The organism is Pseudomonas sp. MSSRFD41, from assembly GCF_014230245.1.
Taxonomy (GTDB): domain Bacteria; phylum Pseudomonadota; class Gammaproteobacteria; order Pseudomonadales; family Pseudomonadaceae; genus Aquipseudomonas; species Aquipseudomonas piscis.
Genome location: NZ_JACKZK010000022.1, coordinates 83,945 through 103,989 on the forward strand (window position 1 = coordinate 83,945; position 20,045 = coordinate 103,989).

Annotated in this window: 18 protein-coding genes and 2 pseudogenes; 9 read left to right on the forward strand and 11 right to left on the reverse strand. The window is 66.5% G+C overall.

What is annotated here, in order from left to right:
* Positions 1-173 precede the first annotated feature (173 nt).
* The 5 genes and pseudogenes from H7A76_RS25725 to H7A76_RS32895 form a co-directional block, all read left to right on the forward strand.
* The gene (locus H7A76_RS25725; RefSeq protein ID WP_185701105.1) at positions 174-467 is read left to right on the forward strand and encodes a DUF3144 domain-containing protein; all 294 of its coding nucleotides are present in this window, start codon (positions 174-176) and stop codon (positions 465-467) included.
* Between the two features lie 202 nt (positions 468-669).
* Positions 670-1,086 carry a hypothetical protein gene (locus H7A76_RS25730; RefSeq protein WP_185701106.1) on the forward strand — a complete coding sequence of 139 codons (417 nt, stop codon included), beginning with the start codon at positions 670-672 and terminating at the stop codon, positions 1,084-1,086.
* A 45-nt stretch (positions 1,087-1,131) separates the two neighbouring features.
* On the forward strand, positions 1,132-1,389 hold the full coding sequence (locus tag H7A76_RS25735) for a hypothetical protein (protein WP_185701107.1): 258 nt from the start codon (positions 1,132-1,134) through the stop codon (positions 1,387-1,389).
* A 373-nt stretch (positions 1,390-1,762) separates the two neighbouring features.
* Positions 1,763-2,398, forward strand: a pseudogene (locus H7A76_RS32890) (cache domain-containing protein); the annotation flags it as partial.
* 585 nt (positions 2,399-2,983) lie between these two features.
* Positions 2,984-3,520: pseudogene (locus H7A76_RS32895) on the forward strand (methyl-accepting chemotaxis protein); the annotation flags it as partial.
* Positions 3,521-3,607: 87 nt separating this feature from the next.
* Here the strand turns inward: H7A76_RS32895 and H7A76_RS25745 are convergent.
* Together H7A76_RS25745 and H7A76_RS25750 are read right to left on the reverse strand one after the other, a co-directional pair.
* The gene (locus tag H7A76_RS25745; protein WP_185701109.1) at positions 3,608-4,033 is read right to left on the reverse strand and encodes a hypothetical protein; all 426 of its coding nucleotides are present in this window, start codon (positions 4,031-4,033) and stop codon (positions 3,608-3,610) included.
* A gap of 31 nt (positions 4,034-4,064) precedes the next feature.
* Positions 4,065-5,015, reverse strand: a complete 951-nt coding sequence (locus tag H7A76_RS25750; protein WP_185701110.1) for a LysR family transcriptional regulator — start codon at positions 5,013-5,015, stop codon at positions 4,065-4,067.
* 131 nt (positions 5,016-5,146) lie between these two features.
* Here H7A76_RS25750 and H7A76_RS25755 point away from each other — a divergent pair, with 131 nt between their 5' ends.
* Together H7A76_RS25755 and H7A76_RS25760 are read left to right on the forward strand one after the other, a co-directional pair.
* Positions 5,147-6,592: an MFS transporter gene (locus tag H7A76_RS25755; protein WP_185701111.1), complete on the forward strand. Its 1,446-nt coding sequence runs from the start codon at positions 5,147-5,149 to the stop codon at positions 6,590-6,592.
* Between the two features lie 36 nt (positions 6,593-6,628).
* Positions 6,629-8,359 carry an alkaline phosphatase D family protein gene (locus H7A76_RS25760; protein ID WP_185701112.1) on the forward strand — a complete coding sequence of 577 codons (1,731 nt, stop codon included), beginning with the start codon at positions 6,629-6,631 and terminating at the stop codon, positions 8,357-8,359.
* 165 nt (positions 8,360-8,524) lie between these two features.
* Here H7A76_RS25760 and lysA read toward each other — a convergent pair whose 3' ends face one another.
* Positions 8,525-9,757 carry a diaminopimelate decarboxylase gene (gene lysA / locus H7A76_RS25765; protein WP_185701113.1) on the reverse strand — a complete coding sequence of 411 codons (1,233 nt, stop codon included), beginning with the start codon at positions 9,755-9,757 and terminating at the stop codon, positions 8,525-8,527.
* A gap of 130 nt (positions 9,758-9,887) precedes the next feature.
* Between lysA and H7A76_RS25770 the strand changes: the two genes are divergently transcribed.
* The gene (locus tag H7A76_RS25770) at positions 9,888-10,811 is read left to right on the forward strand and encodes a LysR family transcriptional regulator (protein WP_185701114.1); all 924 of its coding nucleotides are present in this window, start codon (positions 9,888-9,890) and stop codon (positions 10,809-10,811) included.
* Positions 10,812-10,935: 124 nt separating this feature from the next.
* Here the strand turns inward: H7A76_RS25770 and H7A76_RS25775 are convergent, their stop codons facing one another.
* Genes H7A76_RS25775 through H7A76_RS25785 form a run of 3 tightly spaced genes read right to left on the reverse strand, consistent with a single transcriptional unit; the run spans position 10,936 to position 13,519 of the window.
* Complete coding sequence (locus H7A76_RS25775) at positions 10,936-12,114, reverse strand: acetyl-CoA C-acetyltransferase (protein ID WP_185701115.1); 1,179 nt, start codon at positions 12,112-12,114, stop codon at positions 10,936-10,938.
* 10 nt (positions 12,115-12,124) lie between these two features.
* On the reverse strand, positions 12,125-12,784 hold the full coding sequence (locus tag H7A76_RS25780) for a CoA transferase subunit B (RefSeq protein ID WP_185701116.1): 660 nt from the start codon (positions 12,782-12,784) through the stop codon (positions 12,125-12,127).
* A 36-nt stretch (positions 12,785-12,820) separates the two neighbouring features.
* The gene (locus H7A76_RS25785) at positions 12,821-13,519 is read right to left on the reverse strand and encodes a CoA transferase subunit A (protein WP_185701117.1); all 699 of its coding nucleotides are present in this window, start codon (positions 13,517-13,519) and stop codon (positions 12,821-12,823) included.
* A gap of 209 nt (positions 13,520-13,728) precedes the next feature.
* On the opposite strand from H7A76_RS25785, the gene H7A76_RS25790 reads away from it, so the two are divergent.
* A complete protein-coding gene (locus H7A76_RS25790; protein ID WP_185701118.1) occupies positions 13,729-14,628 on the forward strand; it encodes a LysR family transcriptional regulator in 900 nt (299 codons plus the stop codon).
* Position 14,629: 1 nt separating this feature from the next.
* On the opposite strand, the gene H7A76_RS25795 is transcribed toward H7A76_RS25790, so the two are convergent.
* The 5 genes from H7A76_RS25795 to H7A76_RS25815 form a co-directional block, all read right to left on the reverse strand.
* Complete coding sequence (locus H7A76_RS25795; protein ID WP_185701119.1) at positions 14,630-15,469, reverse strand: NAD-dependent protein deacetylase; 840 nt, start codon at positions 15,467-15,469, stop codon at positions 14,630-14,632.
* A 144-nt stretch (positions 15,470-15,613) separates the two neighbouring features.
* The gene (locus H7A76_RS25800; protein WP_185701120.1) at positions 15,614-17,845 is read right to left on the reverse strand and encodes an LTA synthase family protein; all 2,232 of its coding nucleotides are present in this window, start codon (positions 17,843-17,845) and stop codon (positions 15,614-15,616) included.
* A 232-nt stretch (positions 17,846-18,077) separates the two neighbouring features.
* Positions 18,078-18,518 carry a CBS domain-containing protein gene (locus H7A76_RS25805; protein ID WP_022641043.1) on the reverse strand — a complete coding sequence of 147 codons (441 nt, stop codon included), beginning with the start codon at positions 18,516-18,518 and terminating at the stop codon, positions 18,078-18,080.
* Between the two features lie 207 nt (positions 18,519-18,725).
* A complete protein-coding gene (locus tag H7A76_RS25810; RefSeq protein ID WP_185701121.1) occupies positions 18,726-19,250 on the reverse strand; it encodes a DUF2867 domain-containing protein in 525 nt (174 codons plus the stop codon).
* Between the two features lie 377 nt (positions 19,251-19,627).
* The coding region (locus tag H7A76_RS25815) for an extracellular solute-binding protein (RefSeq protein ID WP_185701122.1) at positions 19,628-20,045 on the reverse strand (418 nt) is incomplete at its 5' end.

Here is a 20,045-nt window from a genome sequence, read left to right on the forward strand (position 1 = left end):
TTGGCAGTCTGCGCGCCCGGATTCCCCCAGGTCCGCTGGCGGGAGATGCCGATGATGTCGATGCGGCTCAGCTTTCGCCCACTCCAGGCGCGGCGCTGAAATCCGTCGGTTTTGCCGGGCAAAGCTCATATACTCCGGCGCCTCGTTTTCATACCCAGCAAAAGGAGCCTCCTGTGGCCAACGAACCGGATCACCAGTTCTTCGATCGCGCCGACGCCATCATCGACCTGGCCAACTCCCAGGTCGCCACTAGCGGCCGTGGCAAGGTCAGCGCTTCGCTGATGTATGCCAATGCCCGTTTCTGCGCATTCATCCGCGCCACCGGCTGCCGTGACGCCGAGGAAATGGCCGCTTCCAAGCAGCAGACGCTGGACTACTTCGTCGATCAGTTCCGCCACATGCTCGACGAGCACCTGACGGACTACGCCGAGCACTTCGCGCAATACACCAACCGTTCGCCAGAGTGAAGACCGCCGGCGCCGCCTGGCGCCGGGGCACCCAACCGCTGGTCCTGTTCCTGCCAGGAGTCCCGGGGCTTGCCGAGGGCTCGACTAGACTTCGTTTGCGGAGCGTCTTGCCGGGCGTTGCACCTGTACCAGAGGCCAGCGTCCGGTAGCGGCAGGCGCTGGCCGCAAGCAGGACATACCCAATCAGCAAGGAGTGCCAACCATGATCGTCATTCCACAACGTGTCATCGAAAACGGTAGTGTCATCTCGCTGCGTGGCGACTCGGGCAACTACATGTCGCGCATGGGCGCGACCGGCCTGGAGTTGTCCAAGGGCTCCATCGATCAGTACTGCAAGTTCAGGGTGGTGCTGGTGCAGATCGGCACCGACAAGAAGCTCGCCCTGCAGGGCGATACCGGCAAGTTCATGTCGCGCATGGGGGCCACGGGCCTGGAGCTGTCCAAGGACAGCATTGACCCGTATTGCCAGTTCGCCTACGCCATCGATACGGCCAGCGGCCAGATATCCCTGCGTGGGGACAACGGCAAGTGGATGTCGCGCATGGGCGAGAAGGGCCTGGAGCTGTCCAAGGACGGCATCGATCGCTTCAGCCAGTTCATGCTGGTGCTCGAAGGTTGAGACGGACGCGGCAAGGGCTCGAGCCGCAGGCCCTTGCCGCGCTCCATGTCCCGGCCCCCAGTGGGCAGCGTCGCGGATGTCGTTGCGGCGGTGCTGCCCCTGTCCGACTCGAGCTTCGTCACCGGGGTGGTGCCGGCCGTGGACGGTAGCGCCCCAGTGGCGCCTGGTAACCCGCGGGCACGGGGGTTACCAGGCCTTGTAAAGATCCAAGTGCCCCGCGATGGCCTCAGTGCCGACCACAAGCGTGCCCTGATCCAAGGGGCGACCGAGTTGCTGCGGCGCGAGCGCGATAACCGCGGTTGACACGCCAGGCGCCCTGGCCGGAAGCGATTTTTATGTGAACGATGTCACTCTTTTCTCAAGGGAATACCAGTCGCGGTCGATAACCTCCGGATGCCTAACTGATACGGAGTTCGTCATGGCTTTGCTTCCGGTTCGTCTGTCTCATCGTTTGACCCTCGGCAGCGTGCTGCTGTTGCTGTTCACGGCGCTGGCGGTTTTTGCCGTGATGACCCTGCGGGGACAACCCAAGGTAGTGGAGGCGAGCTCGGCGTTGATCGAACAGACCGGCAGTGCCATCGTCCGTCAACTGGCCTTGCAGTTGGCGGGAATCGAAGGCGTGACCGTGAGCATGGCGCACATGGTCGAGGGCCTGCCCAAGGAGCCGGAGCTGGTCATGGCCACCGCGCCCAAGGTGATCGACCACGAGAACGACAAGGCCATCGCCGGTGGCGGGATCTGGCCGGAACCCAATGCCTTCGCCCCGGGCGTGGAACGCCGCAGCTTCTTCTGGGGCCGCAGCGACGCGGGCTCGCTGGTGTATTCCGATGACTACAACGCCGCCGGCAGCGCCGGTTATCACCATGAAGCCTGGTACACGGGGGCGCGCAATAGCGCCGCCGGGCACTGCCTGTGGTCCGAGGCCTACCAGGACCCGGTGACCCAGGTACCGATGACCACCTGCAGCGTGCCCTATCGCCAGGGCGGCGCCTTTGCCGGGGTGGCCACCATCGACCTGCGCCTGGACGACCTGGCGCGCTTTCTCAAGGAACAGGGTTCGGTCACCGGCGGTTATGCCTTCGCCCTCGACCAGGCCGGCAACGTCCTGTACTTCCCCGATGCCCAGGCCAGCGGCGGCGGGCAGATGCTCAGCTTCGACGCCTTGAGCAAGCAGCAGGCCTGGTTGCGCCCGGTGGCCCAGGCCCTGGCTGGCGCGGCGCGTCCCGGCCAGGTGCGCAGCCTCGACCTGGATCGCGACGGACGCTTGCAGGAAGCGGCGCGGGTCAGCCTGTTCACCATGCCCGGCACTGGCTGGACCATCGGCCTGGTGACTCCCGAGGAGCGGGTCACCGGCCTGGCCCGGGCCATGACCACCGAGATCCTGGCATTCCTCCTGCCGTTGCTGGCCCTGTTGCTGTTCTTCGCCTGGCTGGCGGGCAACAAGCTGATTGCCCAGCTCGAGGAAACCACCCGCCAGATCGATGCCCTGGGCAGTGGCCAGGCCACCGACAATGCCGAGTTGCACGTGGATCGGGCCGATGAGATCGGCGCCTTGCGTGGCGCGGTCAACCGCTATGCCGGGCAGTTGCGGCAGATGCTGCAGAAGATCGCCAGCGAAGCCCGCCAGTTGCAGAGCGAAGCCGCGCGCCTGGGCGAATTGAGCAGCACCCTGGCCCGGCGCGCCGAGCAGCAGCGCCAGGAAAATACCCAACTGGCCACGGCCATCACCGAGATGTCCTCCAGTGCCCAGGAGGTGGCGCAGAACACCAACAACTGCGCCGACACCGCGCGCCAGTCGCTGGAAGTGGTGCAGGATGGCCAGCAACGGGTGGCGGCCAACAGCGAGTCGATCCAGCAGCTGTCCACGGAAATGGCCGAGGCGGCCTCGGTGATCCAGCGCCTGGAGCAGGACAGCCAACAGGTGGGCGCGGTCCTGGACGTGATCAAGGCCATCTCCGAGCAGACCAACTTGCTGGCCCTCAATGCCGCCATCGAGGCGGCCCGGGCCGGCGAGCAGGGCCGTGGTTTCGCCGTGGTGGCCGACGAGGTGCGGACCCTGGCCGGGCGTACCCAGACCTCGGCCAACGAAATCAGCGGCATGATCAACGACTTGCAGCAGGCTTCGCGCCAGGCGGTACAGGCCATCCAGTCCGGCGAGTCGCGCACCCGCCAGGCGGTGGGCGAGGCGGCCGGGGCGTCGGATGCGCTGTCGAGCACGGTCAACAGCTTCGATGACATTTCCCAGCGGGCGCAGCAGATTGCCGTGGCGGCGCAGGAGCAGAGCCACGTGACCCAGGAAATCAACGAGCTGGCGGTGCGTATCCACAGCATCAGCGAAGACAACGCCCGGGACGCCCAGGCCCTGGACAAGGTCAGCGAGGCCATGCAGGCCTTGTCAGGACGCCTGGCCGACCTCAGTCACGGCCAGATCTGACGCCGCGCCCGCCCGACCCGGGTCGGGCGGGCGGCTTCGGCCTTTTTCGCCGCCGGGTCCGCCGGCGCCGAATCAGCGGTACGCCCGCTATTGCAGCTTGAAGTTCAGCAAAAAGCCCAATGCCACACCGAAGAACCCCAGCAGGCCGCTGCCCAGGGCGCTGCGTGGCGGGCGGCGTTTGGCCAGGTAGCGGGCCGCGGCGCCGCCGAGCACCGCGCCGGGGAAGTCGAGCAGGTAGTAGATCCAGCCCAGGGCATCCTGCGGGGTGGTGATCCACAGGCAGAACAGCAACAGGTGGATGGCCAGGGCCAGGGCGGCACCGGCGACCATGGCCGAGGCCGGGCGGGTCAGGAGCAGCAAGCCGAGGACCAGCGCCTGGGGCAGCCAGTAGCCCGCAAAGTTGTCCCAGAAGTAGTCCTGCGGCTCCATGGCCCGGGCAATGGCCAGGGCCATGCCCAGGATGATGGCGATGATGGCGGGCAGGTGCTGGAGCGGTAGGCGGTGCAGTGGCATGAGGACCTCAGGACGGGCGGGCAGGGACTTTTTACGGTCCGGGGCCGCGCCTGTCCAGTGCCACGTGGACGGTTTCCGCGCAGGTGGCGCCCGGCGTGCTGCACAGCTCGTGCACGCACTGGCGTAGCCAGCGGTGGGCCGGGTCGGCCTCCATCCGGGGGTGCCAGAGCAGGGAAATGGTCATCGGCGCGAGCGCCACGGGCAGCTCGAAGGCATGCAGGCCGGCCCGCAGGTTGCTGGTGTGGCGCTCGGGCACCATGGCGATCAGGTCCGAGCCCCGGGCCAGGGCCAGGGCGGCGGAGAACCCGCTGACCAGGGCCGTCACCTGGCGTGCCAGGCCCAGCGCCTGGAGGGCCGCGTCCATGGGACCGTGGGCGTGCCCCTGGTGGGAGACGAGGATGTGCTGGCCGGCCAGGTACTCGTCGAGGCCGACCGGGCCCCGGCTCAAGGGGTGGCCGGCGCGTACCACGCCGACGAAGCGATCGCGAAACAACGCCCGGGTGCGCAGCTCGGGGCTGGTGTCGGCATCCACCACCGCTGTTTCCAGATCGATGCTGGCCTCGCGCAGGGGCTGGCTGTCGCGGTCCAGCTTGGGCACGAAATGCATCCGCACGCCCGGCGCTTCCCGCTGCAGGCGGGCGAGCAGCGCCGGGCCGAAGTTCTCGACGAAACCGTCGCGGCTGCGCAGGGTGAAGGTTCGACGCAACTGCCGCAGGTCCACCTCGGTGGCCGGACGCAAGGCGGCCAGGGCTTCCTCTACCAGGGGGCCGATCCGCTGGCGCAGCTCCAGGGCCCGGGGCGTGGGCACCAAGCCGCGCCCGGCGCGCACCAGCAACGGGTCGCCAGTGGCCTGGCGCAAGCGGGCCAGGGCCCGGCTCATGGCCGAGGGGCTCAGTTGCAGGCGTGCGGCGGCGCGTGCCACGCTGCCTTCGGCCAGCAGCACGTCCAGGGTCAGCAACAGATTCAGATCGGGAGTCGACATGGGCGCAATCTAGCATGGCCGAACGCGGCTGGCATGGCGTGGCCTGCAGCTAATAAATGCACCGGCCGCGCCTTCCGCCTGGTGATGGGCGGCCCTAGGCTGGCGGGCATCATGTTGCTGGAGCCTGTGCGATGCCCATTCCCGAATCCGATCCCACCTCCCGGGAGGCCCTGGCGCCCCGTGCGCGCTGGGCCCTGGCCAGCCTGTCGCTGGCAATGCTGATGCCGTCCCTGGACACCAGCATCGCCAATGCCGCGCTGCCGAGCCTGGCCCTGAACCTGGAGGCGTCCTTCCAGCAGGTGCAGTGGATTGTCCTGGCCTATCTGCTGGCCGTCACTACCCTGATCGCCAGCGCCGGGCGCCTGGGCGACCTGCTGGGACGGCGGCGGGTGCTGCTCTGGGGCATCACCCTGTTCACCCTGGCCTCGTTGTGCTGCGGCCTGGCCCCGGGCCTGGGCTGGTTGCTGGTGGCCCGCGCCCTGCAAGGCCTGGGAGCGGCAGTGATGCTGGCCTTGAGCATGGCCCTGGTGGGCGATGCGCTGCCCAAGGCCCGCACCGGGGCTGCCATGGGCTGGCTGGGCAGCATGTCGGCTTTGGGCACCACTCTGGGCCCGGCCCTCGGCGGCCTGATATTGGCCAGCATCGATTGGCGCTGGATGTTCCTGGTCAATGTGCCCCTGGGGCTGGTGGCGCTGCTGCTGGCCTGGCGTTGCCTGCCCGCGGACCGGCCGGTGGCGTCGGCCAGTGCCTTCGATGTGCCCGGCAGCGTGCTCCTGGCTTTGAGCCTGGGCGCCTATGCCCTGGCCCTGACCCTGGGGCATAACCGGCTGGCGCCGCTGAACCTGGGCCTGCTGGCGGCCAGCGCGGCGGGAGTCGTCCTGCTGGTTCGCGTCGAGCGCCGGGCGACTGTGCCGCTGTTCCAGCCGGACCTTTTGCGCCGGCCACAACTGCGAAGCAGCTTGTGGCTGAGCCTGCTGGTGTCGACGGTGATCATGACCACCCAGGTGATAGGGCCGTTCTATCTGTCCCGGGGGTTGGGGCTGGACACCCTGGCGGTGGGCCTGAGCCTGTCCCTGGGGCCACTGGTGGCGACCTTGAGTGGCGCACCCGCCGGGCGCCTGGTGGATCGCTACGGTGCCCGGTCGCTGTCCCGGCTCGGCTTGCTGGGCCTGTGCAGCGGCCTGGGCCTGCTGGCGCTGCTGCCCCTGAGCCTGGGACTGGCGGGCTACCTGCTGCCGCTGGCCCTGGTTACCGCCAGCTATGCGTTGTTCCAGGCGGCCAACAACAGCCTGGTGATGCTCGATGTGGTGCCACGGCAGCGCGGACTGACGGCGGGCCTGCTGAGCCTGTCGCGCAACGTCGGGCTGATCAGTGGCGCGGCGGCCATGGGCGCGCTGTTCGCCTGGGGCGCGCAGCCGCAGGCGGGAGGGCGGGGCGGCGTCGAGGCGGTGGCCAGCGGTATGCATTGGACCTTCGGCATGGCGGCGTTGCTGATGTTGCTGGCGCTGGCCATCGCCGGCCGCGACCGGCTGTCCGAGCAGGCCGGTGCGGCTTGTCGGCCGGCGCGCTCCGACTAAGCTTGGCCAGCACACCCCACCAAGGAGCTGGTAACCGTGAGCACTCTTCGCACCCCGTCCCTGGGCCCGATCGTCGGACATACCACCGATACTTCCTGCCGCTTGTGGATCGCCGCCTCGGACGCCCTGGATGAGAAGGGCGTGGCCGAGGACATCCGTACCATCGGCGTCATTGGTGTGGTGGGCGGCAACGGCCGGGTGGCCGCCGACAACATCTACTACTTTCGCCTGCGTCGCGAGTATCACCGCACCGGCACCTTCAACCTCGGAGTCGACGTCAACCTGTGGCGCAACGAGACCGAGCGCAAGCAGCTCAAGCCCTTCCTGCTCACACCCGCCACCCACTACCGGGTGCGCATGGCTTCGCTGAATGTCGATGACGCGGGTTCCATCGATGATGAGGTCTCCAGCGAATCGGTGGTCCAGCGCCTGCCGCCAGCCTCGGCCTGGGCCAGCGACCTGAACCGCCTCGGCGCCGAACGGGTGTATGTGGAGGCCGAGTTCACCACCCACGCCAGTGCCGACGCTGGGGCGGCTTCCGAGCCCTTGAGTTTTCTCCTGGGTTCCTGCCGGTACCCGGGGTTGCCATGGCAACGGCGGGATTCGGATGCGATCTTCGGGCCCATGCTCAGCGAGCATGGCGATACCCGGTTCGTGCTGATGGTGGGGGACCAGATCTATGCCGATCTGTACAACCGCGCGGTGCCCATCGGCCGGGCGGACAGCTACAAGGAGTTCGAGGAGCGCTACCACACTGCCTTCGGCTCGCCCTTCATCAGCCGCTTGCTGGCGCACAAACCCACCTACATGATCCTCGATGATCATGAGATCGAGGACAACTGGACGCAGGATCGCATCGACAAGAACCTTGGCAAGCGCACCTTGTTCAATTGGGCCATGGGTGCCTACATGAGCTACCAGTGGAGCCATGGCCCGCGCTTCGAGGACAGCTATGTGCAGAACCGCGCGATGTCCGGCAACGATCAGTACCTCAAGCACCGCTCGGTCAAGCAGCTGTTCTACGACTTCTCCTGCGCAAGCTACCCGTTCTTCGTGCTGGATACCCGAACCCAGCGCTTTCTCGATGATGAGCCCGGCGCCCTGCCGGACAACCATCTGCTGGGACGACCCTCGCTGCACCCAGCCGAACCCGGCCAGCTGGATCGCTTGTGTGCCTGGTTGCGGCATATGCAGGAGGATCGTGGCAACACCCCCAAGTTCGTGGTGACCTCCAGCGTCTTCGTGCCCAATGGCGTCGATACCGCAGGGGAGGGGCCGCGCTACGATCGGCGCAAGAACGAGAGCGACTCCTGGTCGGCGTTCCCCACCACCCGCCGCATCGTGCTGGAAACCATCGCCCTGTACCAGGTGCAGAACGTGGTGTTCCTGTCCGGCGACATTCACTGCTCGAACATTTCCCAGCTGGAGTTCAGTGACGGGGTCCAGGGTATCAAGGCCTACGCCGTCACCTCGTCGGCCTTCTACTGGCCGTTCCCGTTTGCCGACGGCGACCCCGCCGGCTACGTGCACGACTCGCGATCCCCCGAGACCCCGGACAGTTTTGCCCTGAAAAACGTCAAGGGCACCATGGACTACCGCACCTGGGCCTTCACCCAGGCCGACAACTTCGCCCGCCTGGACCTGCACCCCGACACCGCTGAACTGCAGGTGCAGTTCTACGGCACCGACGGCAAGCCCCTGCTGACCCGCAAGCAGGACGACGCCGTGAACGACCGGCCGGAACGGCTGCAACTGGCGCCCTGGTAGGCCAATACCGCTCAGTTAATGGAACTGTAGGAGCCAGGCTTGCCCGCGATGGACTGGGGAGCGCTGGGTCTATCCCGTAGGCACGCGCTACCGTTAACGACCCTCGCGAGCAATCGACCGGCTGCTCCTACAGGGGGGGAGATTCAATCCCGGTGACAAGCCCAGTTACAGCCCCAGTTCCAGTGCCAGCAGGTCCGCCAGGGGCTGGCGGCGGCGGATCAGGCGCGGCTGGCCGTTTTCGAACAGCACTTCAGGCAGCAGGGTCCGGCTGTTGTAGTTGGAGGACATGCTGGCGCCATAGGCACCGGTATCGTGCAGTACCAGCAGGTCGCCGACCTGGGCCTGGGGCAGCAGGCGCGGGGTCAGGCACTCGTCGTCCTGGGTGAAGATGTCGCCGGACTCGCACAGCGGGCCGCCGACCACGGTCGGTCGTTGCGGACGCTGGACCGCTTGGCCATTGGCGTCCAGCAGGCTCATGCCGTGGTAGGCGCCATACATGGCCGGGCGCATCAGGTCGTTGAAGCCGGTATCCACCAGCACGAAGTGATGCTGGCCGGCGTCCTTGACCACCCGCACTTCGCTGACCAGGCAACCGGCCTCGGCCACCAGGAAGCGTCCGGGCTCGATCTCCATGTGTACGCCGTGGCCCAGGTAGGCCTCGATTTCCTCGCGGGCGACTTTCCAGGCGTTGGCGTAGCGCTGCACGTCCACCGCGGTATCGCCGTCGCGATAGGGGGTGGACAGGCCGCCGCCGATGGAGAACGCCTCGATGTCGTGGTCCAGGGACTTGACCGCCGCGACCATGGCCGCGCCCACCTGCTCCAGGTGGTCGTAGTCGACCCCGGAGCCGATGTGCATGTGCAGGCCCACCAGGTGCAGCTGGTGCTGGCGTATCACCGCCAGGGCCTCGCCCACCTGGTCGTGCCAGATGCCATGCTTGCTGTTTTCCCCGCCGGTGTTGGTCTTGCGGCTGTGGCCGTGGCCGAACCCGGGGTTGATCCGCAGCCAGACCCGATGCCCGGGGGACTGTTCGCCCAGCTGGCGGAGCATGTCGATGGAGCCGGCGTTGACCTCTACTTGCAGTTCCACCACACGCTTGAGAGTGGCCTCGTCGAACAGGTCGCAGGTGAAGACGATCCCGCCGTTGGCCGGGCTGAAACCGGCCAGCAGGGCTCGCTCGATCTCACCCAGGGAGACCGCATCGACCCGCACCCCGGCTTCGCGGATCAGGCGCAGCAGGTGCAGGTTGGACGAGGCCTTCTGGGCATAGCGCACCACGTCGAAGGCTTGCAACTGGGCGATGCGCGCCTGAAGGGTGGCGGCGTCGTAGCACCACAGGGGAGTGCCGTATTGGCGGGCGGCGGCGACGAGTTGGGCGGGAGCGAAGGGAATGGCCATGGTCTGTGCAGTCTGTGGTCAGTGAGAGTGGGGGCAGCATGCCGCTTCCTGGCTATTCAATAAAATATCTATTCTTTGCTATCTGATTCAGTTTTGATATGGATTGATCGACTCAACGAGCCCTCTCGCCATGGATATCTCCCTGCGCCACATCGAAGTGTTCCGCGCCATCATGCAGGCCGGCAGCGTCACCGGCGCGGCGCGCCTGTTGTTCACCTCGCAACCCACGGTCAGTCGTGAACTGGCGCGGCTGGAAAGCCTGTCCGGCCTGCGCCTGTTCGATCGCGAAGGCGGACGCCTGCTGCCCACGGCCCAGGCCCTGCTGTTGCTCGAAGAAGTGGAGCGGGCCTATGTCGGCCTGGAGCGAATCAACAGCGTGGCCCGCTCGATCCGTCGCTTCGAGCATGGCCAACTGAGCCTCTGTTGCCTGCCGCTGTTCTCCCAAACCCTGCTGCCCCCAGTGTGCAAGGACTTCCAGGCCCGGCACCCGGGCATCGGCCTGAGCATCAGCGCCCAGGAATCGCCGCTGCTGGAGGAGTCACTCAGTGCCCAGCGCCACGACCTGGGTCTGACCGAAAGCGAGCACCTGCCCCGGGGTACCCAGGGCGAGTTGCTGTTCTGTGCCGACATGGTCTGCATCCTGCCCGAAGGCCATCCGTTGCTGGCCAAGGCGCGGCTGTCGGTGGCGGACTTTGGCGGCCAGAACTTCATCAACCTTTCGGGCCTGGATATCTATCGGCAGACCCTGGACGAGCATTTTCGCCAGGCCGGGGTTGACCGGAGGATAGTGATCGAGACCACCAATGCCGCCTCGGTGTGCGCCATGGTGCGGCAGAAGCTGGGGGTGGCGATCATCAATCCATTGAGTGCCATGGAGGAGGCGGGGCGCGGCCTGGCGATCCGGCCATTGCAACTGTCGGTCCCTTACAAAGTGATGCTGGTGCGTCCGGATTACCGGCCCTCGTCGAGTTTCGTCGAAGGGTTTTGCCAGTCATTGCGCCAGCAAGCGCTGCGCCTGGCCGGGCAGCTCAAGGAATGGGTGAGCGAGCACTAGGGCAGAGAGGGGATCCCGGTGCGTGAGCACCGGGAGGGCAGGCTAGCCGGTGGATGTCGTGGGTCCGCCGGTTTGCCGATGCTCGTTGTGCTGCGGGCCACCAGGGTGGCCCGCAGCTGAGGCGTTAGCGCTCGATGGCCAGGGCCACGCCCTGGCCGCCGCCGATGCACAGGGTAGCCAGGCCCTTATGGGCATCGCGCTTGATCATTTCATGCAACAGGGTCACCAGCACCCGGCAGCCCGAGGCGCCGATGGGGTGGCCGATGGCGATGGCGCCGCCATTGACGTTGACCTTGGCTGGGTCCCATGCAAGCTCCTTGGCCACCGACAGCGACTGCGCGGCGAAGGCTTCGTTGGCTTCGATCAGGTCCAGTTGGTCGAGGCTCCAGCCGGCCTTCTCCAGGCAGCGGCGGGTGGCCGAGACCGGGCCGATGCCCATGATCGCCGGATCGACCCCGGCGTTGGCGTAGGCGGCGATCCTGGCCAGTACCGGCAGGCCCAGGGCCCGGGCCTTGGTGGCGCTCATCAGCATCACCGCGGCGGCGCCGTCGTTCAGCGCGGAAGCGTTGCCGGCGGTGACGCTGCCGTCCTTCTTGAACGCCGGCTTGAGCTTGGCCAGGGCCTCGGCGGTGGTGCCGGGGCGGGGTTGCTCGTCGGTGGCGAAGGTCAGCGGGTCGCCCTTGCGCTGGGGGATCTGGATCGGGGTGATCTCGTCGACGAAGCGCCCGGCCTCGATGGCCGCGGCGGCCTTGCGCTGGGAGTCGGCGGCGAAGGCGTCCTGGGCTTCACGGCTGATGCCGTATTTTTCCACCAGGTTCTCGGCGGTGATGCCCATGTGATAGTCGTTGAAGGCGTCCCACAGGCCGTCGCTGATCATGGAGTCGATCATCTGGCTGTGGCCCATGCGCAGGCCGGTGCGGGCCCCAGGCAGGACGTAGTTGGCCAGGCTCATGTTCTCCTGGCCGCCGGCGATGATCACCTCGGCGTCGCCGCAGCGGATGGCCTGGGCGGCCAGGTGCAGGGCCTTGAGGCCGGAGCCGCAGACCTTGTTCAGGGTCATGGCGGGCACGGCGTGGGGCAGGCCGGCCTTGATCGCGGCCTGGCGTGCGGGGTTCTGCCCGGCGCCGGCGGTGAGCACCTGGCCCATGATGACTTCGTCGACCTGGGCTGGGTCGATGCCGGTCTGGGCCAGCAGCTGGCGGATCACCGCGGCGCCGAGGTCGACGGCGGGAATGGCCGCCAGCGAGCCCTGGAAGGTGCCCACGGCGGTGCGGGTGGCGGCAACGATTACGACGTCTTGCATGATGGGCTCCTCAGGCGAACTGCATTTCGGGAACGTGGTCCGGCACGATCAGCTTGCCGGCGGTCTTGCTGACGATTTCCTCGACGCTGACCCCGGGGGCGCGCTCCTTGAGGATGAAGGCGCCATCCTCGATCTCGAGGTAGGCCAGGTCGGTGAGCACGCGCTTGATGCACTGCGCGCCGGTCAGCGGCAGGCTGCAGCGGCTGAGCAGCTTGGACTCGCCGTCCTTGGACGCGTGGGTCATGGTCACGATGATGTTGTCGGCACCGGCCACCAGGTCCATGGCGCCGCCCATGCCCTTGACCAGTTTGCCGGGGATCATCCACGAGGCGATGTTGCCCTGCACGTCCACTTCGAAGGCACCGAGCACGGTGAGGTCGATGTGGCCGCCGCGGATCATCGCGAAGGATTCGGCGGAGGAGAAGATCGAGGCGCCGATGCGTGCGGTCACGGTCTGTTTGCCGGCGTTGATCATGTCGGCGTCGATCTGGTCCTCGGTGGGGAAGGCGCCCATGCCCAGGAGGCCGTTTTCCGATTGCAGCATGACTTCCATGCCTTCGGGGATGTAGTTGGCCACCAGGGTCGGGATGCCGATGCCCAGGTTCACGTAGTAGCCGTCCTGCAGTTCGCGGGCGACGCGCTGAGCCATTTGTTCGCGGGTAAGAGCCATGTTCGTTGTCCTTTTAGTCGGGCTGGGGAAGGGCGATCACTTGCGCACGGTGCGCTGTTCGATGCGCTTCTCGAAGGTGCCGCAGATGACTCGGTCGACATAGATGCCCGGGGTATGGATATGCGCCGGGTCCAGTTCGCCCGGCTCGACGATTTCTTCCACCTCGACCACGGTGATCTTGCCGGCGGTGGCCGCCAGGGGATTGAAGTTCTGTGCGGTGTGGCGATAGACCACGTTGCCGAAATGGTCGGCTTTCCAGCCCTTGACGATGGCGAAGTCGCCGGTGATGGACTCTTCCATCAGGTAGGTGCGGCCATTGAACTGGCGGGTTTCCTTGCCTTCGGCCACGGGAGTGCCGACGCCGGTGGCGGTGAAGAAGGCCGGGATGCCGGCGCCGCCTGCGCGCATTTTTTCCGCCAGGGTGCCCTGGGGGGTCAGCACTACCTCGATCTCGCCACTGAGCAGTTGCTGCTCGAACAGGGCGTTCTCGCCGACGTAGGAGGCCACCACCTTGCGGATCTGGCGGTCTTCGAGCAGCACGCCCAGGCCGAAGCCGTCGACGCCGCAGTTGTTGGATACCACGGTCAGATCGCGGGTCCCCCGGCGCTTGATCTCGGCGATCAGGTTCTCGGGAATGCCGCACAGGCCGAAGCCCCCGGCGATCACGGTCATGCCGTCCTGCAGACCTTCCAGGGCTTCCTCGTAGGACGCCACGCGCTTATCGAAACCTGCCATATGCACCATCCTCTTTCTTGTTCGTTGGCGGCTGGCCAGCCGTTGTGGGATCAGTGTTGCGCCATGGGATTGATTTGTTAAGTTGATTTTTAAGGTTGATTGATTTGAAAAACAGCATAATGAGCTGCAAGCTGCAAGCTGCAAGCTGCAAGCTGCAAGCTGCAAGCTTATAGCTTGTGGCCTGTCGCTGCGCCTCCTGAGGATGATGGATGACGGTCAAACAGATAAGGGCCTTCCTGGCGGTGGCCCACAGCATGAGTTTCGCCTTGGCCTGTGAGCGCCTGCACCTGTCGCAGTCGGCGCTGAGCCTGACCATCAAGGCCCTGGAAGAGGGCCTGGGCGGACGCTTGTTCACCCGCAATACGCGCAACGTCGCCCTGACGCCCGAGGGCGAGGCGTTGTTGCCCCTGGCCCGGCGCCTGATCGCCGACTGGGACAACGCCGAGGACGAAATGCGCCAGCGCTTCACCCTGCAACGTGGGCGGGTGACCCTGGCGGCCATGCCGTCCTTCGCCGGCAACCTGCTGCCGCCGATCCTCAAGCAGTTCCGGGCCCGCTACCCGCAGGTCAACGTCACGGTCAACGATGTGATCAACGAGCAGGTGCTGGAGATGGTCCGCGACCGCGAAGTCGAGCTGGGGGTGGCCTTCGAACCCCAGGACAGCACTTCGCTGGCCTTCACCGCGCTGTACGTCGATCGTTTCGTCGCCGTGGTGTCCCGGGAGTCGTCCCTGGCACAGCGCAGCGAGATCGACTGGCAGACGCTGTTGCAGGAGCCCTTCATCACTCTGCAGCGCCCGTCCACGGTGCGGGTCATGCTCGAGGAGCATCTGCGGGCCCAGGGCATGCAATTGCCGGTGGAGTTCGAGAGCCACCAATTGGCGACCGTGGGCCGCATGGTCGCCAGCGGCCTGGGGGTGAGTGCGGTGCCGGCCTTGTGCGCCGGGCAGATGCGCGAACTGGGTGGGCACTGCATCACCCTCGGCGAGCCGGTGGTGGAGCGGGCCATCGGGGTGCTGACCAAGCCGGGAGAGGAGCTGTCCACCGCGGCCCAGGCTTTGTTCGACATCCTGCGCGAGGCCAGCCTCGTCCAGCGCCTGCCTGCCTGACTCAACTGCCCAGGCGTTCGGCGAGCCAGGGCAGGGCCTGGTCGCAGGGCTGCTCCAGCTTGAAGTCCAGCAGCTCGTCGGCGCGGGTCTTGCCGAAATTGATGGCCAGCAGCGGCTTGCCTTGCTCGACCACCGCCCGGCACAGGCGAAAGGCCGAGTAGGCCATCAGCGACGATCCCACCACCAGCAGGCCGCCGGCTTCGTGTACCGCGCTCCAGGCTTGGGCTGCCGTAGCCTGGGCCACGTTCTCGCCGAAGAACACCACGTCGGGCTTGAGCCGCGCGCCCTGGCAGTGGGGGCAGAGGGGCACCTGGAAGCGTGCCTCGAAGGCCGGGTCCAGCAGGGTATCGCCGTCGGGCGCCTGTATCGCGTCGACGCCGGCCAGGTACGGGTTTTGTGTCTCCAACTGCTGCTGGATGGCATCGCGCTCGCTGCGCTGGTTGCAGTCCAGGCAGCGTACCCAGTGCAAGCTGCCGTGGAGTTCGATGACCCCGGGGCTGCCGGCCTGGTCGTGCAGGGTGTCGACGTTCTGGGTGATCACCCCGGCGATCCGCCCTCTGGCCTGCAACTGCGCCAGCGCCAGGTGCGCGGCGTTCGGCCGGGCCTGGCGGATGCGCGGCCAGCCGAGCATGGCCCGGGCCCAGTAGCGCCGGCGAGCTTCGCTCTGGTTGAGGAACTCCTGGTACATCATCGGTTGCCGCCCACGGCGCACGCCTTCGTTGTCGCGGTAGTCGGGGATGCCCGAAGGGGTGCTGACACCGGCCCCGGTCAAGACCATGAAAGGCTGGGTGTCCAGGGCGGCGGCGAGTCGTTCCAGGGAGGGCGCGGCGGGTTGGTTCATGCTCGGGGCTCGTTCAGGCAGGCCTGTTAGAAATAGCCGCAAAGCCGGCGTTGCGCCAGCGCCCGTCAGCAGGTGGCGGAGCCTGGGCCAGGTTCCGGATTGCCGTGGGGCCTGCCGCAAGACATGGGCAGGCCCGCCCGGGGATCAGCTGGAATGCTCGCTGTCGTCCTCCAGGGGCATGTCCACGTTGTTGTCTTCCTGGCCCGGCACTTCGGTGATCACGCTGAAGTCGCTGACTTCCACGGCGCCCAGGCCATAGCCCAGCAGGTGGAAGGAGAAGGCTTTGCGGGTCTGCGGGTTGTCGAAGCGGAAGTCCATCTGCAGGGGCTGGTCCGGGGTCACCAGCATTTCTTCCGGCAGGCCCAGGGGCACGTCCTGCTCCAGCTCCTTGCCCTTGAGCAGGATGTAGGCGTTCTGCTGCGGGTCGGCCGAGCGCACGGTGAAGCGCACCCGGGTCTGGGTCCCCTTGGGCATCTCCAGGTACTGGGCACCGATCAGGTTGTCGGCCCAGTCGTCCTTGATCTGCGCCTGCAGCGGAATGATCGCCGGGCTGCCGAACTGGTAGTGCTGGTTCAGTGGCGACTGCAGCAGGCTGCGGTCCAGGTTCGCTGCCCGGGCGCTGACCAGGCGCGCCCGCTGGCCGCCGTACTGGCCCAGGAAGCTGGCGCTGTCGGCGATGAAGCCCTGGCTGGCGTAGTTGCGGCAGCGCTGCTGGAAATCACACTCGGTGAAGGTGCCCTGGCCGTCGTGGTAGCGCAGCTTGCCGTTGGTGTAGGACATGATTTCCCGGCCCCCGGCATAGTCGCGGAACAACGAGCGGCCGCTGAGGCTGGCGGGCACCGGCAGGGCGAAGTAGTCCAGCACCGAGGCGCTGAGGTCGACATGGCCGTAGGTGCCGGACTTGATGTGCGGCAACAGTGGCTGGTCCGGGGCCAGCATCAGGTTGAAACCCCAGGATGAGGCCAGGCGCACGCCGTCGATGCCGTGGGACTCATCGGACGTGATGATCACCAGGGTGTCCTTGAGCACGCCCTTGCGCTCCAGGCCCTCGAGGAAGTTGCCGATGGCGTCGTCCAGGTAGCCGACCGCCGCCTGCTTGGGCGTGTCGTAGCGCTCTAGGTATTCCTCGGGGGCCGAGTAGGGCTGGTGGGTGCCGACGGTCAGCAGGGTGAGCATCCACGGCTGCTTGTTCTTCTTCAGCTGGTCGATGTAGCCCAGGGCGCCTTCGAAGAACGCCTTGTCATCCTTGCCCCAGGGAAATTCCAGGTAGTTGGGGTTGTTGAACCATTCCAGGCCATGGGTCGAATCGAAGCCGATGTGCGGCATGATCTTGTCTTTGGCCATGAAGCGCAGGCCGGCTCCCTGCAAGTAGTGGGTCTGGAAGCCGAACTTGTGCATCTGCGCCGGCAGGCAGGCCTTGTTGCGCTGGTTCTGGGTCAGCATCTCCACGCCCTTGGGCGTGCCGTTGTCCAGCTTGTCGTAGTCGCCGCAGAGCATGGCGTACAGGCCACGGATGGTCTGGTGGCTGTGCAGTACGTAGTCGGGGGTGTTCATCCCGCGTTCGGCCCAGGCGCTGAGCCTGGGCATCAGGTTTTCCTGGTAGCGGCTGTGCAGCGCTTCGCGGTTGGTCTTGATATAGGCGCCGGGAATGCCCTCCAGGGCGATCAGCAGCACGTTGCGCGCCCGGCCAGCGCTGGGCAGCAGCGGCTGGCCCGCAAGATCCAGGTTGGTCAGGCCGGCCATCTGTACTGGCGCGTCTGAGGCGTCGCCATCGAGCCAGTCTTCGACGCGGATTTGCGCCTGGCCCACGGCAGTGGCCAGGGCCTGGTGCGGCAGGTTGAACAATTGCCATTGGTCCGCTTCGCTGGGCTTGAGGTACTGGATGCCACCGTGGGCCAGCAACAGCACCGCCGGCAGGCTCCAGGCGTGGCGCGGCAGGGTCGGCAGCGATACCCCGCGACTGCTGCGCTGCACCACCAGCCACAGCACCAAGCCCAGCAACAAGGCCAGGCCCAGCTCGGGGTGGGCCTGGCCGCCGCCGGTGGAGTTCTCGACGAATTGCGGGTCCACCAGGTAGTGCAGGTCGGAGACGTTGGGCATGCGGCCCACGGCGCTGACCAGCTCGGCGCTGACCAGGGTCAGCAGGGCCCAGATCACCAGCACCGGCAAGGCCAGCCACCAGCGTCGGCGGTACAGCAGCACGGTGAGCAGGCTGGCGCTGGCCAGGTCGGAAAGGTAGCCCAGCGGGTTGGACCAGCCCAGGGCCAGGCGCGCGCCCATGGGGACCAGCAGCAACAGGCCGAACAGGGTGCACAGGGGGGCAAGGGGGTGTTGTAGGCAACGACGGATAAAATTCACAGATAACCTGCCTGTCATCAAAGCTTCACGCAAATGTGCGCAATGGTAACAAGACCTGGCGGCTCGTCGTTTCTTAAATTGGCGAGGCAGTGGCGCTCCAGGGTTCGCTTCGAGGCGCTCAATTGCGTCTTTGCGGGGGTGCAGGGCCCTGGTCCAGGCGCTTGGGACGCCTACAGGAGGAGGGGACTGGCGCGGGATTTACTATTTCAGAGTGTTAAAAAAGGAGCCGCGGACCGGCTCCTCATGGGCATCACTCGCCGCGGATGTACTGCTCCAACTGGCGGATCAGGTCGGCTTGCTCGGCGATCGCTTCCTTGACCAGGTCGCCGATGGACAGCAGGCCCAGCAACTGGCCGTTCTCCACCACCGGCAGGTGGCGCAGGTGGTTGTCGGTCATGATGCTCATGCAGGTCTCGACGTTCTGGTGCGAGTCCACGGTGATCACCGGCGAGCTCATGATGGCGCTCACCGGCGTGCCGACCGAGGAGCGGCCGTGCAGTACCAGCTTGCGCGCATAGTCACGCTCGCTGATGACCCCGACCACCGCGCCGTTCTCCAGGACCGGCAAGGCGCCGACATTTTTCTCGGCCATCAGCATCAGGGCCTCCAGCACCATCTGCTGCGGGGCGATGGTGTGTACTTGCTGGTGGTGCTTGGCCTTGAGTTTCAGCAGTTCTGCGACGCTCTTCATTGGGGGCGCTCCGGTTGTTCTGCAGGGGGCGGCACCGGCCGCCCCAAGGTGGGTTTCTACAGAATCGTAGAGACTGGGCCAGCCGGCAAGGCTGAAAGCGGCAGACAGACGGCGAAAAACGTCAATCGGCAGGAATTTTTGCAGGCTTGCTGGGGAAAACCCTTGCTTGACGGCGGCTTTGGTCCCCGAGGGCCTGGATGTCGCCGCTCAATGGCGGTTGATATTGGCCAGGGTCATGGGGGCGATGATCCGGTGAAAAGGCGCCACCGGCAGCATGTACAGGCGCCCCAGCAGATTGTGCGGGTGGACCACGGTGGACAGCACCACCGGGCGTTGTCCGTCGTCGTTCGGGGGCAGGCGATTCAGGGACAGGTACACGTCCAGGTGCTTGTCCCGGTCCACCACCAGCACCTCGTCGGGCGTCTGCGACACCAGGGTGAAGATGCCGACCCGCTGGTCCGGCTGGTAGTCCTCATCGGCCCGCGCCAGGTCGATGCGGGTCAGACGGCCCAGGTCCTTGAGGCCGAACAGCTGCACCACGCGATTACGCAGGGCCATCATCCGGTCGATCCAGGCCGGGGTCTGGCTCATCAGCAACAGCAGGTGGCGCATGGCGCTGCGCTCGGGATCGTTGGCCAGCACCTGGCGGCAATCGACGAAGCTCGCCCCGACGGCCAGGTTGGCGATGCTGGATGGGCTGGGCACTGGGCAAGGTTGGACGGTGGCGTGCATCGATACGGTTCCCTGTAAGAAATGGCGGCGCCTGCTGGCGCCCGGCAAAAATACCATTGTGCTGTGGCCGCTGCCGAGGTTGCGACAAGGTCGAGCCCCGGCGGCCGCTACGCGCCCGTGCGCAGCTTGCGGCAGCGGATACACGAAGCGACCTCGAGGCCTCCACTGCACCCGTCAATGGCCGCAACGCCCAGCAAGACCTGGGCAGTGGCTATGCGCAGAAGGTGACAGGCAGCATGAAAAAAGGCGCCCGCAGGCGCCAAGGATTCACCCCAACCGAGGGAGCCGGGTGAAGCCGTTCGCAGGAGTGTCGCGGTGGTAAGGCGCGACGTGAACGGAAGAGGGAGGGCGCCGGCGGGAGCACGGGCGCCAGAGGATCACTTGCCCAGCTTGATGCGGGTCCAGCCGCGGTTCATCACGCGCTGGATCGGGATCGGCTGGTCGGGCACCGCATACAGGGTGGCCAGCACGTCCTGCGGCGGGTAGGAGGCCGGATCGTTGCGGATCGCCTCGTCCACCAGCGGCGTGGCGGCGGCATTGGCGTTGCTGTAGCCCAGGCTGTTGGTGACTTCGGCGATGATATCCGCGCGCATCAGGAAGTTCATGAACAGGTAGGCGTTGTCGACGTTGGTGGCGTCCTTGGGGATGGCCATCATGTCGTAGAAGCTGCCGGCGCCCTCCTTGGGAATGCTGAAGGCGACTTTCTCCTGGTTGCCCGCTTCTTCGGCGCGCGAGCGAGCCTGCAGCACGTCGCCGGAGTAACCCACGGCCACGCAGATGTTGCCGTTGGCCAGG